This window comes from Streptomyces sp. NBC_00872 (assembly GCF_045161915.1).
Taxonomy (GTDB): Bacteria; Actinomycetota; Actinomycetes; order Streptomycetales; family Streptomycetaceae; genus Streptomyces.
The window spans coordinates 4,374,278-4,390,898 of the sequence record NZ_CP108806.1 but is presented as its reverse complement, the minus strand read 5'-3'; the positions used below and the strand labels follow the sequence as shown (position 1 = coordinate 4,390,898).

The following is a 16,621-nucleotide window of genomic DNA, read 5'->3' as shown; positions in this document are numbered from 1 at the left end:
CGGAGCGGCGCCACCCTGAAATGCGCGCGGCCGGGGCCCGCACCCCCAAGGATGCGGGCCCCGGCTGCGAAGTGCGCGTACGGGGTACGCGCCACGGTCGGCGTCAGGCGAGAACGATGTTCTCGGCCGTCGGGCCCTTCTGGCCCTGCGCGATGTCGAAGGTCACCTTCTGGCCTTCGAGCAGCTCGCGGAAGCCCTGGGCCGCGATGTTCGAGTAGTGGGCGAACACGTCCGCGCCGCCGTCCTCCTGCTCGATGAAGCCGAAGCCCTTTTCCGCGTTGAACCACTTGACGGTTCCAGCAGCCATGTCGAATCTCCTTTGGGGCAGTTCGCCGGAATCCGCACCGTGCGGACTCCGCGTCGCCGCGATGATCGCCCCACCCGGAAATGGCCGGAAATACAAAAGTGCTCTCACCGGCATGGACACCGGGTGAGGGCACTTGAAGTTTTGGGAACCACAACTGCAACTGGGTTCGACAGTAGCACGCTGAGATCGGCGCCGCGTGGCCGATTGTTCGGCTCTGCCTCTTGTATGAGATACCCTCACCCCGCCTTGCGCCGATTTCTCATCTCGCCGTCACAGATATTGGCTCGCCCCGGGTGAAGTGTTTTTGCGGGCCGCGCACACGGAAGTACCGGAGGGGCGGCGGTCCCGATTCCGGCCGGGCGGCGTCGATGATCTTCGTCGGCTGTTCATCCGGACGCCGTTCCGTGCTCGCTCGCAGGTGGGACGATCCTGCCTCGACACACTGTCGTGCAACGGAGAAAAGATGCCCCCGAAGAGAACCTACGCCGTGCTCGTAGCCGTAGCTGTCGCCGCCGGCACGCTGGCCGGCACGGGCGCGGCGAGCGCGCACCAGGACTGGCGGCGGCCGGTCGCCTTCGACCGCACCGCCACCTACCCGGTCTTCCAGAACCGGCCCGTCGGCGAGGACCCGGCCACCCCGACCGTCGCCGAGATCTCGGCGACCAGCGAGGACGGCCGGACCCTGGTCTACACCGACGCGTTGGCCCGGCGGATCGGCTTCCTCGACATCAGCAAGCCCGACAAGCCGCGCGGGCTCGGAACGCTGTCGCTGGCCGAACTCGGCGACGCCGAGGACGAGCCGACCTCGGTGGCCGTGGTCGGCCAGTACGTCCTGGTGGTGGTCAACACCAGCCCCGGCTACACCGACCCGTCCGGCCGGCTCGACGTCATCTCGCTGCGCGACCGCCGGCGGGTGGCGACCTACGACCTCGGCGGCCAGCCCGACTCCATCGCGATCAGCAAGGACAAGCGGTACGCCGCCATCGCGATCGAGAACGAGCGCGACGAGGAGGCGACCCCGCCCGGAGGCGAGGAGGGCGACCTGCCCCAGCTTCCGGCCGGCTTCGTGCAGATCGTCGACCTCAAGGGCGACTCGCCGAAGCAGTGGCGTACCCGGGCCGTGCCGCTGACCCAGGCGGACGGGAAGGCGCTGCCCGCCCTGGTCGCCGCCGGGATCACCGAGCCGACCGACCCGGAGCCGGAGTACGTCTCCGTCAACAGCCGCGACCAGCTCGTGGTGACCCTCCAGGAGAACAACGGCGTCGTCGTGCTGGATCTGCCCACGGGCAGGATCACCAAGGCCTTCAGCGCCGGTACGGCGTCGGTCGACGGCATCGACACCGTCGAGGACGGCACGATCTCCCTGACCGGCTCGATCACCGACGTACCGCGCGAGCCCGACTCGGTCGGCTGGATCGACGACCGCTACGTGGCGACCGCCAACGAGGGCGACTGGCGCGGCGGCACCCGCGGCTGGTCCATCTTCGACAGCCGGACCGGCAAGGTCGTCTGGGACGCGGGCAACAGCTTCGAGAGGCTCGCCGTACGGTACGGGCTGCACAACGAGGACCGCGCCGAGAACAAGGGCACCGAGCCGGAAGGCCTGGCGATCGCCGAGTTCGACGGGGTGCGCTACGCCTTCGTCGGCTCGGAGCGGTCCAACTTCGTCGCCGTCTACGACCTGAGCCGGCCCACCGCCCCGGTCTTCCGCCAGGTGCTGGCCACCACCAACGGCCCCGAGGGGCTGCTGCCGATCCCGTCCCGCGACCTGCTCGCCGTCTCCAGCGAGGAGGACGACGCCTCGGCCAATGTGCGGGCCTCGGTGAGCCTCTTCCGTCTGGGCAAGGACACCCCCGCGTTCCCGAGCGTCGTCTCGGCACCGGACGCCACCGGCGCGCCGATCGGCTGGGGCGCGCTCGGCGCGCTCTCCGCCGTACCCGGCAAGTCGCACCAGCTCTACAGCGTCACCGACGCGGCGTACTCCGACACCCGGATCCTGACCATCGACACGGCGCGGCAGCCGGCGGTCATCACCCGCTCGCTGACCGTCAAGGGGACCGACGGCCGGCCGACCGGCTATGACGCGGAGGGCGTCTACGCCCGGCCGCAGGGCGGCTTCTGGCTCGCGGTGGAGGGTACGACCGGCGCGGGCAACAAGCTGGTCCGGCTCGACGGGAGCGGCAGGACCCAGCAGGTCGTCCCGCTGCCGGCGGACGTCGCCGCGGGCCTCGCGGGACAGGGCTTCGAGGGGGTCACCGCGACCACCGACCGCCGCGGCCACGAGGTCGTCTGGGCCACGCTCCAGCGTGAGGTCAAGACCGACCCGGCCGGGATCGTCCGGCTCGGCCGCTACGACGTCGAGGCCGGCACCTGGAGCTGGTACGGCTACCGCATCGGCAGCACCACCACCCCGGGCGACTGGATCGGCCTCTCCGAGATCACCGTGGTCGGCGACAAGCTCGCCGTCATCGAGCGGGACAAGCTGAACGGCCCGTCCGCCAAGATCAAGCGCGTGTACACGGTCGACCTGCCGAAGTCCGCGGCGCCGTCGGGTCCGCTGCGCGTACTGCCGAAGAAGCTCGCCCACGACGTGCTGCCCGACCTGCGCGCGACGAACGGCTGGACCCAGGAGAAGCTGGAGGGGCTGACCGTGGCCGGTGACGGCGGGGTCTACGCCGTGACCGACAACGACGGTCTCGACAACGCCACCGGTGAGACGGTCCTGCTGCGCCTCGGCTCCAGCAAGAAGATCTTCGGGCGCCACTGATCCGCCACTTATCCACCGCTGATCGAACACATCGAATACATCGAACGTATCGATCACTGATCCACCGCGGCGCTCATCGGCGCCGCCTCGGACGACGGAACACCGAACGGCCGCCGGCGGATCGCCGGCGGCCGTTCGCACACCCCGGGCCCGGCCCGGCTACGGCGACGCCACCGGCTCGGCCGGCACGTCGGCGTCCGTGTGGGCACCGGGGTGGGCATCGGGGTGGGCGAGGCCGAGGTGGTCCCGCAGGGTGGTGCCCTCGTACTCGGTGCGGAACACACCGCGCTCCTGGAGCAGCGGGACCACGGTGTCGGCGAAGACGTCCAGCCCGCCGGGGGTGATGTGCGGGACGAGGATGAACCCGTCGGCGGCGTCGGTCTGCACGAAGGAGTTGATGGTCTCGGCGACCGTGGCCGGGGAGCCGACGAAGGACTGGCGACTGCCGGTCTCGATGACCAGGTCCCGGATCGACCACTTGTTCGCGGCCGCCAGCTCCCGCCACTCCCGGGCGGTCGCCAGCGGGTCGCGGTACATCCGCACCTGGGCGCGACCGCGGGCGATGGTGTGCTCGCCGAGGTCCGGGTCGATCTCGGGGAGCGGGCCCTCCGGGTCGTACGCGGACAGATCGCGGTTCCAGACGAATTCCAGATGCTTGATCGCGGTGGCGCCGCTGACCTGCTGGCGGCGTACCTCGCGGGCCAGCTCCTCCGCCTCGGCGTCCGTGTCGCCGAGCACGAAGGTCGCCGCGGGCAGGATCAGCAGCTGGTCGTGGGTGCGGCCATGGCCGGCGAGACGCCTCTTGACGTCCGTGTAGAACGCCTGCCCTTCGTCGAGAGTGCTGTAACGGCTGAAGATCGCGTCCGCGCTCGACGCCGCGAACTCGCGCCCTTCCTCGGAGTCGCCGGCCTGGAAGATGACCGGGCGTCCCTGCGGGCTGCGCGGCACGTTGAACTGTCCGGCGATGTCGAAGTGGGGGCCCTTGTGCACGAAGGCTCCCGCCCGCGCGTCCCGCAGGAAGGTGCCGGACTCCTGGTCGGCGGCTGTCTCGTCGCCCCGCCAGGAGTCGAACAGCTCGGTGGTGGTGCTCAGGAACTCCTTGGCCCGCGAGTAGCGCTCGTTCTGCGGCAGGAAGCCCCCGCGGCGGAAGTTCTCGCCGGTGAAGGCGTCCCACGAGGTGACGACGTTCCAGGCGGCGCGGCCGTTCGACAGATGGTCGAGGCTGGCGAACTGGCGCGCCACCTCGTAGGGCTCGTTGAAGGTGGAGTTGATCGTGCCCGTCAGGCCGAGACGTTCGGTGACGGCGGCGAGGGCGCTCAGGACGGTGAAGGTGTCGGGCCGCCCGACGACGTCCAAGTCGTAGATCCGGCCGCCCTGTTCCCGCAGCCGCAGTCCCTCGGCGAGAAAGAGGAAGTCGAACTTGGCGCGCTCGGCGGTCCGCGCGAAGTGGACGAACGAGCTGAACTCGACGTGGCTGCCGGCCTGCGGGTCGCTCCATACGGTGGTGTTGTTGACGCCGGGGAAATGCGCGGCGAGGTGGATCTGCTTCAGCGGCTTGGCGGGCTTGCTCATTGCTCGTACGGTCCTTCCGGCTCAGACGGCGGCGTAGCGGTTGGCGGGGCGGGGCAGTCCGAGCAGTCCGCGCAGCGTGCTCGCCTCGTACCCGGTACGGAAGGCGCCGCGGCGCTGGAGTTCGGGCACCAGGCGGCGGGTGATCTGCTCCAGGTCGTACGGAAGGGCGCCGGGGCGCAGCCGGAAGCCGGTCAGCCCGGCGTCCCGCCATTCCTCCAGCAGGTCCGCGAGCTGCGCGGGCGACCCGGTGAAGACGCGGGCGTCGCTGCCGTACTCGGCGCCGGCGCGTTCGTCCAGACGGGCCTTGCGGCCGGCGGCGGCACCGGGGTCCTCGTCGAGGAAGACCACCAGGTCGCCGAAGACGTGCACGGTCTCGTCGGCGCGGCCGGCGGAGGCCTGCGCCGCGCGGATCTCGGCCAGGACGGCGCGGGCGTCATCGGCGTCGCCCGGGGTGACGAATCCGAGGTCGGCCGAGCGTGCGACCAGTTCGTACGGGACGGTCGCGTGCGCCAGCGCGGTGACGAGCGGCTGCCCCTGGGGCGGGCGCGGGGTGATCGAGGGGCCCTTCACGCTGAAGTGCGCGCCCTCGAAGTCGATGTAGTGCAGCTTGTCGCGGTCGATGAACCGTCCGGTGGCGACATCGCGGATCTCCGCGTCGTCCTCCCAGCTGTCCCAGAGCCGGCGCAGCACCTCGACGTAGTCGGCGGCCTCGTCGAACAGCTCCTTCACCCAGGGCCTGCCCGCCGCCCCGGCCAGGTCCTCGGTCCGCAGGCCCGGGACCGTACGGCGGCCGAAGTGCGCGGCCTCGTCGGCGCGTCCGGACACCCTGACCTGGATTCCGGCCCGTCCGGTGCTCACATAGTCGAGGGTGGCGATCGCCTTCGAGAGATGGAAGGGCTCGGTGTGGGTGACCACGGCGGTCGGGACCACGCCGATGTTCCGGGTCAGCGGCGCCACCCGGGCGGCGGTCAGCACCGCGTCGAGACGGCCCCGTACCTGGTCGGTGCGCTCGTCGGGCTCGACCTGACGGGAGGTCTGGAGGCTGAGTGAGTCATCGATGGTCACGAAGTCCAGCAGCCCCCGCTCGGCCTCGGTGACCAGGTCGGTCCAGTAGCGCGCGGTGAGCAGTTCGGCGGGCCGGGCTTCGGGCTCCCGCCAGGCCGCGGGATGCCAGCCGGCGCCGTCGAGGGCGACGGCCAGGTGGAGGGGTGCGTGTGCTGCTCGGGGCATGGGCGTACCGCTTCCTGTGAGCATGCCGAAGGACGTCCGCGCCCGTGCTCGGTCGGGGTGGAGGATCGGCGAAAGGGGAGGTCGGCGAGAGGGGAGGATCGGCGAAAGGCGAGGGAAGAAGGCCGGGCGTTCCGGGCCCGCGAAGACCGGCCGGACGGGGCCTGGCCGGACAGGGCCTGGACGGACAGGCCTAGACGGTGAAGTGCCGCGCGGCGGCCGGTTCGTACGCCGGACAGAGCGCGGCGGCGACGCGCTGGAGATCGATGTGCCGCCGCGAGTACATGGCGGTGGTGACCAAGGGCCGCTGAGGAGTTCCCCGCACTGCCGTCACCTCCATCCCGTCCGTCCCGGCCGGCTCGCGCCGTCCCGGGCCCGCTCGCGGAACCGTCTTCGGCTCCGCCGGGCCGTCACCCGGAGCGCTCCGCCGTGTGGCGGGGGCGCCGGTCAGCAAGCCAGGGCCTGACGCCGGCACTCATGACCCGCCGGCACCGTAACCCGGCTCCGGTCTCCGGCTCCGGCACAGTCCTTCAGGGTGGAACACACTTCCTCACCGCTGTGTTCCCGCTTTCCCGCCGCACGCGGAATTTCCTGGAAGGCCGGATGGGTACCCAGCCGCCGTACGTACGACCAGAGGCGGTCACCGGCGGAGACGCGCCGCAGGGCGTCGACGTCCAGGTGGACGAGCGCGACCCACAGATCCACATCCGCCGCCGTCAGCGTCTCGCCCAACAGGTAAGGGCGGGAGGCCAGTCGGCGCCCCAGGAGATCCAGCGCCGGGCCCTGGGCGAGGCCCTCACCGAGGCCCCCGCCCAGGCCGCCACCGAGGCCCTCACCGAGGCCCTCACCGAGGCCCTCACCGAGGAGTTCGCGGACGGCGTCGATGTCGGCGGCCAGGGCGGCGGGCCGCAGGCGGGGCAGACGCGCGTCGTCCTGGTCGGTGAAGTGGACGGCGAGGTCGTCGAGGATGTCGGGGGTGTGGTTGCTCACCACCCGTCCGCTCCACAGGTCGCACAGCGCGGGCACGGTCAGCGGACCGTCGTAGTGGTGCCGGGTGGTCTCGTAGGCCGTGCGCAGCGCCGTGAGCGCGTCGGAGCCGTCGGACCGGGACGGAGAGCCGCCGGACCGGGACGGAAGGAGTGTGGTGCTGATCGAGTCCTTGAGCCCGAGCAGACCGAGGGTGATCGAGACGCGCAGTGAAAGCGGACAGCCCAGCGAGAGATACAGATGGTAGCGGTGCGCGACCGGGTAGTAACCACCGCCGGGACCGGCGCCGATACGGTCGCGGAAACGCGGGGGTGTGCCGGGGTGGGGATCGCGAAGTGCCGACGGGAAGGACGTCTGTACAGAGGTCTCGGACATGGCTCTCTCCATGGATGCGGTGGAGCCCCGGTGGCTTCTTCGGCGCCGGTGGCCGTACGGAAGGAGGGTCCGGCGGCGCGCGGCAGCACACAACGCCCGGACCCGGGAAGGCGATCGGGAACGGTTCGGCTAGGACGGGGGCATACGGCCGACTCGCCCGCCCGGCCAGCCGGCCAGCCGGCCAGTCAGCCGGCTCAGGCGACCGGGCATGCGGTCGGCTAGGACGGCCGGAGCGCGGCCGGCTCAGACAGCCGGCACGCAGCCGTTGCGGAGCCGCAGCAGATCGATATGGCGACGCCTGGTCAGCAGGCGCGGACGCGGCAGCGGCACCGACCGGAAGGTCCGACAGACGCTCTTGCTCTTCTTCGCTGTCCTGCGCATCTCCGCCGGTCCCGTCCTCGGGCCTCGCGGAACAAGCGAGACCGCACTTGCCCCACCGCCCGGGTGGGACCTGGTCGTCACCCGGGGCACCCCGTCGCGGTGGAAGGGTTGCCTGCCAGCGGGCCGGGGCCGGTGACCCACCCGAACAGGGACTCCGCGCGGGTGAGCGCTGACAATCGTGACCGTCGCCAAACAGTCTGAGCGCGCTCCGTTGGACCGTCAAGGAGTCAGAACAAGGCAGAACGGCCAGATTTGGGCGGCCGGCCGGGCCCGTCGGGCGGTCCGGAGAACAGGGAAACCTCGGCCGCCGGTCCGGGACCCGGGACGCCCGTCCACATTTCACGGAACACCCGCCGCGCACCGGGGGAATCAGTACTCAAACCCTCAATCGCCGCATTGGCGCTCTAGGGGTGTGCATCACACGCTAAGGTTCACTTCGCACATGGGGAGTGTGCCGTGGATCACATCGCACGATCGGTCGGCCCGTGTAGCGGGCCCGGCGCGGTCGCATGGCTGGGGGGCCGCATGCTGGAGATGGTCAAGGGTGGCAATGTCGGACTGGACGCCCTGAGCGAGGACATCAGTTCAGTGGTCCTGAGCTTGGCATGGCGCAGCGCGACAGGGGACGGGGACGCTGATGTCTCCCTGCTGCTGGTGGGTGGGGACGGGAAGGTGCGCAGTGACGCGGACTTCTTCTTCTACAACAACCCGGCATCGGCCGACGGCAGCGTGCAGTTGCTCGGCAAGACACCGACGGCCGACGGCAGCGAGGACCGGATCACCCTCGATCTGAGCGCCATGTCGTCGGGTGTGGAACGCGTCGTCCTGGCGGCCAGCAGGTATGGCGGCGCGCGGTTCGGTGATCTGGACGAGCTGCGCGTCACACTCGCCGACCGTACCGGCGGGCCCCTTCTCACGTTCTCCATCGATGACGCGGGGGTGGAGAGCGCCTTCATCTTCGGTGAGCTGTACCGGCGAGGGGAGGGGTGGAAGTTCCGGGCCGTCGGCCAGGGGTACGAGAGCGGTCTGGCGGGTCTGGCAACGGATTTCGGCATCGATGTGGACGACGCGTCCGAGGAGGAACCCGAAGCGCCGGTGGAGGACGCCGCCCCGGTGCCTTCCGCCGCCGTGCTGGACACTCCGGCCACGGAGCTTCCCGCGACGCCGCCCGCGCCGCTGACGGCCCCCGAAGTCGCCGGTTTACCCGAAGCCGCCGGTGTACCCGCGCCTCGGCGTCCCCGTACCGCCAAGAAGAAGGTCGTACTTCCCAGGACGGGCGGGAAGTCACTCGCCGAGAATGACGCGTGGCGACGTGCCCGGCTCTTCCCCGTCCCGTCCCTCAAGAGCGACCGGGAAAGGGAGACGCGGGCGACATCCGTCCTTCTCTCGGTGATGGCCCAGGTGCCGGAGTTCGGGCGCAGGCTCACCGCCGCGTTCGGCGCTCCCGCCGGCCGCACGGAGACCTTCACGGAGGTCTCGCTGCCGCATGGGGACACGCCCAAGCGCCCCGATGGCGTCATTCGCGTCGAGCGTGCCGGGAAGTTGTGGACCGCCTTGGTGGAGACGAAGACCAACGGCAACGCGCTCAAGACCGCACAGGTGCAGGACTACATGGACATCGCGTCGAGGCGCGGCTACGACGCCGTGATCACCTTGTCGAACGACGTGGCTCTGGACGGCAGGCCCTTGGTGGACGTCAAGGTGGACGGCCGGCGCAAGCACAAGGTGGCGCTGTGGCACCTGTCCTGGGCGGAGGTCGCTCACCAGGCGCAGATGCTGATCCGCCACGAAGGCGTCGGCAACGCCGCGCACGCGTGGCTCCTCCTCGAACTCCTGCACTATCTCCAGCACGAGAACTCCGGCTGTCACGGTTTCCAGAACATGGGGCCCGCCTGGGTACCCGTACGCAAGGGAATCGACGAGGAGACACTCTGTCAGGGCGACCCGCACGCCATCCAGGTGGTCGAGAGCTGGGAACGCCTCGTCCGCCAGGTCTGTCTGCGGCTCGGCGGTGAACTGGGCCAGAAGGTTCTGCCCGTACAGCGGGCCAAACGCGGCACCGACCCGCATACCCGCCGTGTCACTCTGGCCGACCGGCTCTGCGAGGACGGCCGTCTGCACGCCGAACTCCGTATCGACGGCACGCCGGCTTCCCTGTCCGTCGCCGCGGACCTGCGCACCGGCAAGCTGCGTACCTCCATCGACATCCCTGCCCCGGAACAGGGCTATCCCCTCACCTGGGTCAAGCGCCTGGTCCGCCAACTCGCCGAAGCGCCGGCCGACCTGCACATCGAGACGCTCATCGAGGGCCAGGGCGCGGGCCCGCGCGGCACCTTGGAACGGCTCCGCCCCGAGCCGGCGGACATCCTCCCGCGAGACGGCGCGCAGATCACCGGCTTCCGGTTGTCCCTCTTGAAAGGCATGGGCAGCACTCGCGGCAACACCGACTCCGGTTTCATCCGAAGCGTCGACGATGCCGTGGACCGCTTCTACACCGGCGTTGTCGCCCATCTTGAACGCCGCCCGGCCAAACGCCCCCAACTCGCTGAAACCACCGCTGGATGACCAACGTGTCGGCGACTCCCACCCATTGGTTCGGAGCGACGAGGCTACGGCCGGTGCGGCGCTGACATCGTCTAGCGCCGCGGAACCCACGGCGCCGGAGTTCATGCCGCCGTCACACCCGACCCTTGTCGCCCGCTCGGACCGTCGTTCATGATCTGCGGCATGCCAGCGGACATCCGTGCGAACCACGAACCGGTCCCGCGTCTGCCACGCCCGGTCCCGCGACTGCCACGACGGGTACGTATCGGATACGGGCTCGGCTCCCTGTGCACCGGCACCTTCGCCACCGTGCCGGGTCTGATCCTGCTCTACTACCTCACCAACGTCCTCGCCGTGCCCGCGGCCGTCGCGGGGGCGGCGGTCTTTCTGCCGAAGGCCTGGGACGTCCTGATCAATCCGCTGGTCGGAGCGGTGTCCGACCGCAGCGGGCTGCGCGGCGGGCCGCGCCGTCCGTTCCTGCTCATCGGCGCCTGCACCCTCCCTCCGCTCTTCGCGCTGATCTTCGCCGCGCCCCCGCTGCGGGAGGCGGCCGCGGCCGGATATGTGGCGGTGCTGTTCCTGCTGGCCGCCACCGCGTACGCCGTCTTCCAGGTGCCGTACGTGACGATGCCCGCCGAGATGACCGAGGATCCGGCCGAACGCGCACGGGTCCTGGGCTGGCGAGTGGGCTTCCTCGGTGTCGCGATCCTGCTGTCCGGGGCGCTCGCCCCGGCGATCGCCCACGCCGACGGCGACAGTCCGGCGAGCTACCGGACGATGGGGGTCGCCGTCGCGATCCTGCTCGCCGTGGGCATGTTCGGCGCGTGGTTCACCACCCGGTGGGCCCCGGCGGCGGCCCGCAGCGAGGCCGAGCCGTCGCTCCGCGCCCAGTTGGCCGCCGCCCGCTCCCACCGGCCGTTCCTGTTCCTGGCCGGCATGTGGAGCCTCCAGGCCCTGGCCATCGGCGTGATGCTCGCGGGCGTCCAGTACTTCGCCACGTACACCCTCGGCTCGCCGGGCGCCGTCACCCCGCTCTTCGCCTGTCTGATCGGTCCGCTCGCCCTCGTCACACCGCTGTGGAACCGGCTCGGCCGCCTGCGCGGAGTGAAGGAGGCCCAGTGGTGCGCGTCCCTGCTCTTCCTCGCCGGAGCCATGCTCCTCGCTCTGACTCCGGCGGTCGGACCCGCGGCAGGCTACGGGGCGGTCGCGGTCATCGGTGTCGCCTACGCCGGGCTCCAGTTGCTGCCGCTGACCATGCTCGCGGACACCCTCGCCGCCGATGTCGTCCGTACCGGCAAGCGGCGGGCCGCGACATTCACCGGGCTGTGGACGGCCGCGGAGACCCTGGCCTTCGCGCTGGGCGCCGGGGTGTTCGCCCTGGTCCTCGCGGTGACGGGGTTCCGCTCCTCCGACGCGGACCACCGCGTGGACCAGCCCGAGGCCGCCCTGACCGGTATCACCGCGGGGATGAGCGCACTGCCCGCCGTGCTCGCCGCGGCGAGCCTCTGGCTGCTGCACCGCTACCGCGAGGACGGAACGGAGTCCGTGTCTCCGGAGAGCGAGTCCGCGCCCGTGCACGGCGATTCCGCGCCCCCGGAGCCGGAGTCCGCGCCCCCGGAGCCGGAGTCCGCGTTCCCGCAGACCGAGCCGGCGTCCCGGCACACCGAATCCGCGCCCCCGCACACCGAATCCGCATCCCCGCACAAGGAGACCGGCCGTGCCGACTGAACCCGCCCGTGCCCTGCCCACCGGCCGTTCCGCGGCCGAGGTGCTCGCCGAGCTGCGCGTCCTGCGCGAAGCCGACGCGCCCACCCGGGGCGGGCGCACCTTCGCCTACGTCTACGACGCGGGCCTCGACGGCCTCGACGAGCTGGCCGCCTCCGCGTACACGGAGTACGCGGCCGTCAACGGCCTCGACCCGACCGTCTTCCCCAGCGTGGCCCGGCTGGAGAACGACCTGGTGGGCGCGGTCGCGACGCTCCTTGGCGCACCCGGCGCCCAGGGCACCTTCACCAGCGGCGGGACGGAGAGCATCCTGCTCGCCGTCAAAACGGCCCGGGACCACGCGCGTTCGGTACGAGGGGTCACCGCGCCGCAACTGGTCCTCCCGTCCACCGCGCACGCCGCCTTCCACAAGGCCGCCCACTATCTGAGCCTGGAGACGGTCGTCGTCCCCGTCGACCCGGTCACCTTCCGCGCCGACGCCGCCGCCGTGGCCGCGGCACTCACCGACCGCACCGCGCTCGTGGTCGCCTCGTCACCCTCGTACGCGCACGGGGTGATCGACCCGGTGGCCGAGATCGCCGGGGCCGCCGCCCGGCGCGGGGTGCTCTGCCACGTCGACGCCTGTATCGGCGGCTGGCTCCTGCCCTATCTGCGGCGCGCGGGACGTGAGGTGCCGCCGTTCGACCTGTCGGTTCCCGGGGTCACCTCGCTCTCCGTGGACCTGCACAAATACGCGTACGCCGACAAGGGCGCCTCGGTCGTCCTCTACCGGGACGCCGGACTGCGCCGGTACCAGTACTTCGCCCACGCGGGCTGGCCCGGCTACCCGGTCGTCAACCCGACGGTCCAGGGCACGAAGTCCGGGGGCCTGCTGGCCCAGGCGTGGGCAGTTCTCCAGCATGTCGGTGACGACGGCTACACCGCGCTGGCGGGGCGGGTCGCCGAGGCTTCGGACCGGCTGCTGGCGGGCCTGCGCGGGACCGACGGCGTACGGGTACTGGGGGAACCGGCCGCGGGACTCGTCGCGTTCACGGTTCTCGGCGGGCCTGCGGACGGTGACCCCGACCTGAGCCTGCTGCTCCACCTCGCCGACGAGATGCGCGAGCGCGGCTGGTATCTACAGCCTCAGCTCTCCTTCGACGGGCTGCCGCCCAGTCTCCATCTCACCCTGACCCCGGCCACCGCCGGCCAGGTGGACGCGCTGGTGGAGGACCTCGCGGCCGCACTCCGCACGGCCCGTACGCTGCCCCCGGTCACCGTGGACCCGGGCCTCGCCGACCTCGCCGCGGGACTCGACCCGGCGGCACTCGGCCCGGACGAGATCGCCACGGTCCTGGCCTTCGCCGGACTCGGCGGCGACTCGCGACTCCCCGGCCGGATGGCCCCGGTCCTGGTGCTGCTCGACGCGCTTCCGAGGCCGCTCAAGGAGCGGCTCCTCACGGAGTTCATCGGCTCCGTCTTCCACACAACTCCGGTCCGGGGCCCGGACCGGGGCTGACTCGGTCGGAACACCGTTCCCCCCAAGCCGCGCTGCCTCAAAGGTGTTGGCCGCGCCCCGCCGATCCGGGATGATCCGCGTGTCCGGAGGCGGGAGGCGAGAGGCCGGAGGCGGGGGAGGACCGATGGGCGATGTGTTCGCGTGTGCGGGGTGCGGCGCCGTGCTGACCGCCACCCTGTCGCGGGTCGCGCTTCCCGTCCACGCCCACCACAGGTACGGGCACGAGATGCTCCCCGCCCTGATGGAACCGGGGACGTACGCGGTCGACCCGGAGCCCTTCGGGCCGCCATGGCGGCCGTGGAGCGAGGTCGGGGCGGATGAAGCGGAAGCCCGCGGTGTCTTCGCGCCGGTTCACTCCCTTTCCTTCGGTGCGCCCGGGGGGATTGTCGTCGCGCCGGGCGACACGCGCGGCACCGACCTGTTGCCGGAGCGGTGTGACGGCTGCTGCATGGGGGTGGACGGGAGGGACGGCCCGAATCTGGCGTGTGTGCGATGCGGGCGGCCGGTGGCGACCCGTATCGACGACTGTTCGCTGTGGCAGGCGGTGCGGCTCGCGCCGGAGTCCGTGCGCCGGCTTCCCGCCGAGGATCCGGCCGGCCGGACCGTCGACCGGGAGGCGCCGGCGGAGGAGTGGCGGGGTACGCCGCCGATCGAGCCGCCCGGCAGGTGGAGCCCACGGTGGGAGGCGGCGGCCGGGGCCGCTCTGGCCCATCTGCTGGCGGTCTCGGCGGGCACACCCGTGGTCGTCCCCGACGGTCTTGTCACGGATATGTTCGGCCGCGCGCTCGAAACGCTGCTCCCGCCGGGACCGTCCAGGCCACCGGCGAAGAGAGCGGCTCTGGCCGGACCGGGCCTGCCCGCCCCGGACCCCGCTCCCGACATCGCCCTCGTCCCGCGACATCCACGGACGGGGAAGGCGTGGCAGCCGCCCGGCACCGCGGCAACCGTGCCGCTGGCCGCCGACGTATGGACCCATCTGGCCTTCCACCGCGAACGGTTGCTCGTTCCCGTGTCAGGCGGAATGCCCGACGGTGTCTTCCGCGACGATCCCCTGCCGCCGTACCCGAACCAGTTGTTCCGGCCGGACTGGGACGTGTTCCTCCACACGCTGGCACGGCTGCCCGCCGTCCGTCAGCCGTGGCTGCGCGGGATCTACGACCGTTCAGCCTTCCTGAGCAGGTCGAGTCATGGATCCTGACTCAGGACGAAGCCGTCGGCTCACGGACGCGGTGGGTCAAGCGGAGTGTGCTGTCGACCATGACGATCTACTGGCTGCACGGCGACCACGCCCTGACCTTCCAGTCGTGTTACGCGGCGGCCGAACTGCGCCGGTGAACGCGGGGTCGGCGTCGCGGGCCGGCGTCGCGGGGTCGGCGTCGCGGGGTCGAAGTCGCGGATCGCCGGGCGCGGTCGCCGAGTTGGCGGCCAAGCGGCCGAGCGGCCCAACCTGCCAACCCGCCCGAAACGCCTGATGGCGACAACGCCGCGGCCGGCTCTCAGCCGCGGCGTTGTCGCCGGGCGGCTCTGGTGCGCCGCCCTTGTCGATCAGCTTGATCAGCCTCGGGCCGAGGTGACCTGGGGCGACGCGGCAGTGACGGCCTGGTGCGAGCCAGGGGCCGTCTGAACGGGCGGGTCCGTCCGGCGATCGCGCTGCGTGGCGAGCAGGATGATCGCGAGAACGACCTGGACCGCCAGGATGAACGCCTGCGTGACGGGCGACTCGACGGTCAGTACGGCCATGGTCGCGTTGAAACCGAGGTGAACCGCGATGGACGCCGCGACTCCGGCACGCTCGTAGGCGTAACCGGCCAGCAGCGCCACCGGGAGGACGCTGAGCGAGAACATCAGGCCACTCCAGCCGAACAGACCGAACTCGGCCTGGACGGTTCCTTCGATGAAGAACAGCGGCAGATGCCATACCGCCCAGACGGCACCCAGCAGGAGGCCGGCCTGAAGACGGTTCATGGACGCGCGCAGGCGCGGATATGCCGTGCCGCGCCAGCCGGGCTCCTCGGACAGCGGACCGGCGATCAGCATGCTGACGAAGAACGGGACGATTCCGCCGACGGTCGAGATCAGTTCCCTGCCCTCGGTCAGGCTCACCCCGGCACCGCCCAGGAAGTCCGCGAGCAGCGCGCCCGCCACCACGGTCGCCGATGCCAGCGCCAGCAGGGGCAGCGCCCACAACAGCCGTGCGCCCTGCCGGAACTTCACCGTACGAGCCGGTACGGGTTCCCCGCGGCGGGTGCGGCGGACGCGGACCGCGATCGCGCCGAACACCGGGCCGAAGCCACCGAGCAGATAGGGGACGGCGGTGGGGGAGCTCGTCGGCGATCCGCCGAGTGCGATCGCGATCAGCCAGAAGGTCCAGGTCGTCGCGAAGGTGACGGCGAAGAAGAGAGCGAGACCGCTTTGCCGGCCGCTGATGTCGCCGGCCCCGGCCTGCCGCAGCTCTTCGCCGCTTCCGGTGGGTCCGGTCCCGCTCTTCCGCTGGAACATGTCCGCCGCCCTTTCCGCCGAGGCGCTCTCTGCGCCATGTCCATGACGCTACGGACGGCGGGAGCGCGGCACATTGGGCGTACGGCCCAGCTGGGGGGTGGTGTTGGGTACACCCCCGCTGACCGGTCAGGACCCGCTCTCGCCGACTGGTGTCAGAGGCGTGCGGTTGGATGAGGGCGTGACTGCGTACGACGTCGCTCGACGACTTCCCGCCATCGATGACCTGCGGAACCTGTGCCGTTCCTTGGCGGTGCTCGACGCGGTCCTCAGCCCTGACCGCGAGTACCGGTACCGGTACTACTCCTTCGACTCCGCCTGGGCCGACGGTGAGACCGCGACGCCGGAAATGGTGTCGTCGTTGAACGCTCAGACCGATCTGTCCGACTTGGCTGGGGAAATCCATGAGATCGGCTGTCCGGCGCCGGTTCGCGATTCGGCATGACCGTTTCACGCATCCGCCGGAAGTCCTTGCCCAAGATGCGTCGGCTCCAGGCAGCCCCGGCTTCTTGTTACCATTCGGCCAAGTCCGCTCGCATTCCACTTGACGAATGACTTCGTTACCGAAAACACTACCGGGTTGCCGAAAACGCTACCGGAGCGGGTAGGTCATCTCTTGCCCCTCGCCGCATTTATCTGCGAGTGCTGCAGAAATTATCGAAGGGTTGACCAGCACTGCCGTGAGCGCGGAGACATGTGTAACGGGAACTGGCTGGTCGTTTTCATGATAGAGTCTTGATGA

The 16,621-nt window shown here is 71.0% G+C and carries 13 protein-coding genes and 2 riboswitches; of the genes, 6 read left to right on the top strand and 7 right to left on the bottom strand.

The genetic code is table 11. The annotated features are described in order from the left end of the window. Positions 1-103: 103 nt before the first annotated feature. The gene (locus tag OG214_RS18725) at positions 104-307 is read right to left on the bottom strand and encodes a cold-shock protein (RefSeq protein WP_363085603.1); all 204 of its coding nucleotides are present in this window, start codon (positions 305-307) and stop codon (positions 104-106) included. A gap of 463 nt (positions 308-770) precedes the next feature. Between OG214_RS18725 and OG214_RS18720 the strand changes: the two genes are divergently transcribed. After that, positions 771-3,074 carry an esterase-like activity of phytase family protein gene (locus tag OG214_RS18720; RefSeq protein WP_405985372.1) on the top strand — a complete coding sequence of 768 codons (2,304 nt, stop codon included), beginning with the start codon at positions 771-773 and terminating at the stop codon, positions 3,072-3,074. 159 nt (positions 3,075-3,233) lie between these two features. Here the strand turns inward: OG214_RS18720 and OG214_RS18715 are convergent, their stop codons facing one another. From OG214_RS18715 to OG214_RS18695, 5 genes are all read right to left on the bottom strand, one after another. After that, positions 3,234-4,646, bottom strand: coding sequence for an NtaA/DmoA family FMN-dependent monooxygenase (locus OG214_RS18715; protein ID WP_405985371.1), 1,413 nt, complete (start codon positions 4,644-4,646; stop codon positions 3,234-3,236). Positions 4,647-4,667: 21 nt separating this feature from the next. After that, positions 4,668-5,876, bottom strand: a complete 1,209-nt coding sequence (locus OG214_RS18710) for an LLM class flavin-dependent oxidoreductase (protein ID WP_405985370.1) — start codon at positions 5,874-5,876, stop codon at positions 4,668-4,670. 190 nt (positions 5,877-6,066) lie between these two features. Next, positions 6,067-6,198: a putative leader peptide gene (locus tag OG214_RS18705; RefSeq protein WP_363085249.1), complete on the bottom strand. Its 132-nt coding sequence runs from the start codon at positions 6,196-6,198 to the stop codon at positions 6,067-6,069. A 47-nt stretch (positions 6,199-6,245) separates the two neighbouring features. Beyond that, positions 6,246-6,356, bottom strand: a riboswitch (SAM riboswitch). Then, entirely contained in the window at positions 6,321-7,235 is a 915-nt protein-coding gene (locus OG214_RS18700; RefSeq protein WP_405985369.1) for a glutathione S-transferase C-terminal domain-containing protein, read from the bottom strand. (Overlaps the previous riboswitch by 36 nt.) Positions 7,236-7,478: 243 nt before the next feature. Beyond that, positions 7,479-7,616, bottom strand: coding sequence for a hypothetical protein (locus tag OG214_RS18695; RefSeq protein WP_405985368.1), 138 nt, complete (start codon positions 7,614-7,616; stop codon positions 7,479-7,481). 38 nt (positions 7,617-7,654) lie between these two features. Continuing rightward, positions 7,655-7,800, bottom strand: a riboswitch (SAM riboswitch). Positions 7,801-8,150: 350 nt separating this feature from the next. Here OG214_RS18695 and OG214_RS18690 point away from each other — a divergent pair. From OG214_RS18690 to OG214_RS18675, 4 genes are all read left to right on the top strand, one after another. Further along, positions 8,151-10,181 (top strand): TerD family protein, encoded by a 2,031-nt coding sequence (locus OG214_RS18690; RefSeq protein WP_405987544.1) that lies wholly within the window; start codon positions 8,151-8,153, stop codon positions 10,179-10,181. Between the two features lie 162 nt (positions 10,182-10,343). Continuing rightward, on the top strand, positions 10,344-11,888 hold the full coding sequence (locus OG214_RS18685; protein WP_405985367.1) for an MFS transporter: 1,545 nt from the start codon (positions 10,344-10,346) through the stop codon (positions 11,886-11,888). Next, positions 11,878-13,383 carry a pyridoxal phosphate-dependent decarboxylase family protein gene (locus OG214_RS18680; RefSeq protein ID WP_405985366.1) on the top strand — a complete coding sequence of 502 codons (1,506 nt, stop codon included), beginning with the start codon at positions 11,878-11,880 and terminating at the stop codon, positions 13,381-13,383. The genes OG214_RS18685 and OG214_RS18680 overlap by 11 nt, the downstream gene beginning before the upstream one ends. A 124-nt stretch (positions 13,384-13,507) precedes the next feature. Further along, positions 13,508-14,581 (top strand): hypothetical protein, encoded by a 1,074-nt coding sequence (locus OG214_RS18675; RefSeq protein WP_405985365.1) that lies wholly within the window; start codon positions 13,508-13,510, stop codon positions 14,579-14,581. Positions 14,582-14,937: 356 nt separating this feature from the next. Here OG214_RS18675 and OG214_RS18670 read toward each other — a convergent pair whose 3' ends face one another. Further along, on the bottom strand, positions 14,938-15,882 hold the full coding sequence (locus tag OG214_RS18670; protein WP_405985364.1) for a CPBP family intramembrane glutamic endopeptidase: 945 nt from the start codon (positions 15,880-15,882) through the stop codon (positions 14,938-14,940). A gap of 178 nt (positions 15,883-16,060) precedes the next feature. Here OG214_RS18670 and OG214_RS18665 point away from each other — a divergent pair, with 178 nt between their 5' ends. Beyond that, positions 16,061-16,324, top strand: a complete 264-nt coding sequence (locus tag OG214_RS18665) for a hypothetical protein (protein ID WP_405985363.1) — start codon at positions 16,061-16,063, stop codon at positions 16,322-16,324. The last annotated feature ends 297 nt before the right edge of the window (positions 16,325-16,621 follow it).

What these genes read in the sequence shown, in the direction of transcription:
- OG214_RS18720 (WP_405985372.1), top strand. Translation starts at nt 771, where the DNA reads ATGCCCCCGAAGAGAACCTACGCCGTGCTCGTAGCCGTAGCTGTCGCC.
- OG214_RS18675 (WP_405985365.1), top strand. Translation starts at nt 13,508, where the DNA reads ATGGGCGATGTGTTCGCGTGTGCGGGGTGCGGCGCCGTGCTGACCGCC.
- OG214_RS18715 (WP_405985371.1), bottom strand. Translation starts at nt 4,646, where the DNA reads ATGAGCAAGCCCGCCAAGCCGCTGAAGCAGATCCACCTCGCCGCGCAT.
- OG214_RS18710 (WP_405985370.1), bottom strand. Translation starts at nt 5,876, where the DNA reads ATGCCCCGAGCAGCACACGCACCCCTCCACCTGGCCGTCGCCCTCGAC.
- OG214_RS18685 (WP_405985367.1), top strand. Translation starts at nt 10,344, where the DNA reads ATGCCAGCGGACATCCGTGCGAACCACGAACCGGTCCCGCGTCTGCCA.
- OG214_RS18695 (WP_405985368.1), bottom strand. Translation starts at nt 7,616, where the DNA reads ATGCGCAGGACAGCGAAGAAGAGCAAGAGCGTCTGTCGGACCTTCCGG.
- OG214_RS18700 (WP_405985369.1), bottom strand. Translation starts at nt 7,235, where the DNA reads ATGTCCGAGACCTCTGTACAGACGTCCTTCCCGTCGGCACTTCGCGAT.
- OG214_RS18670 (WP_405985364.1), bottom strand. Translation starts at nt 15,882, where the DNA reads ATGTTCCAGCGGAAGAGCGGGACCGGACCCACCGGAAGCGGCGAAGAG.
- OG214_RS18690 (WP_405987544.1), top strand. Translation starts at nt 8,151, where the DNA reads ATGGTCAAGGGTGGCAATGTCGGACTGGACGCCCTGAGCGAGGACATC.
- OG214_RS18725 (WP_363085603.1), bottom strand. Translation starts at nt 307, where the DNA reads ATGGCTGCTGGAACCGTCAAGTGGTTCAACGCGGAAAAGGGCTTCGGC.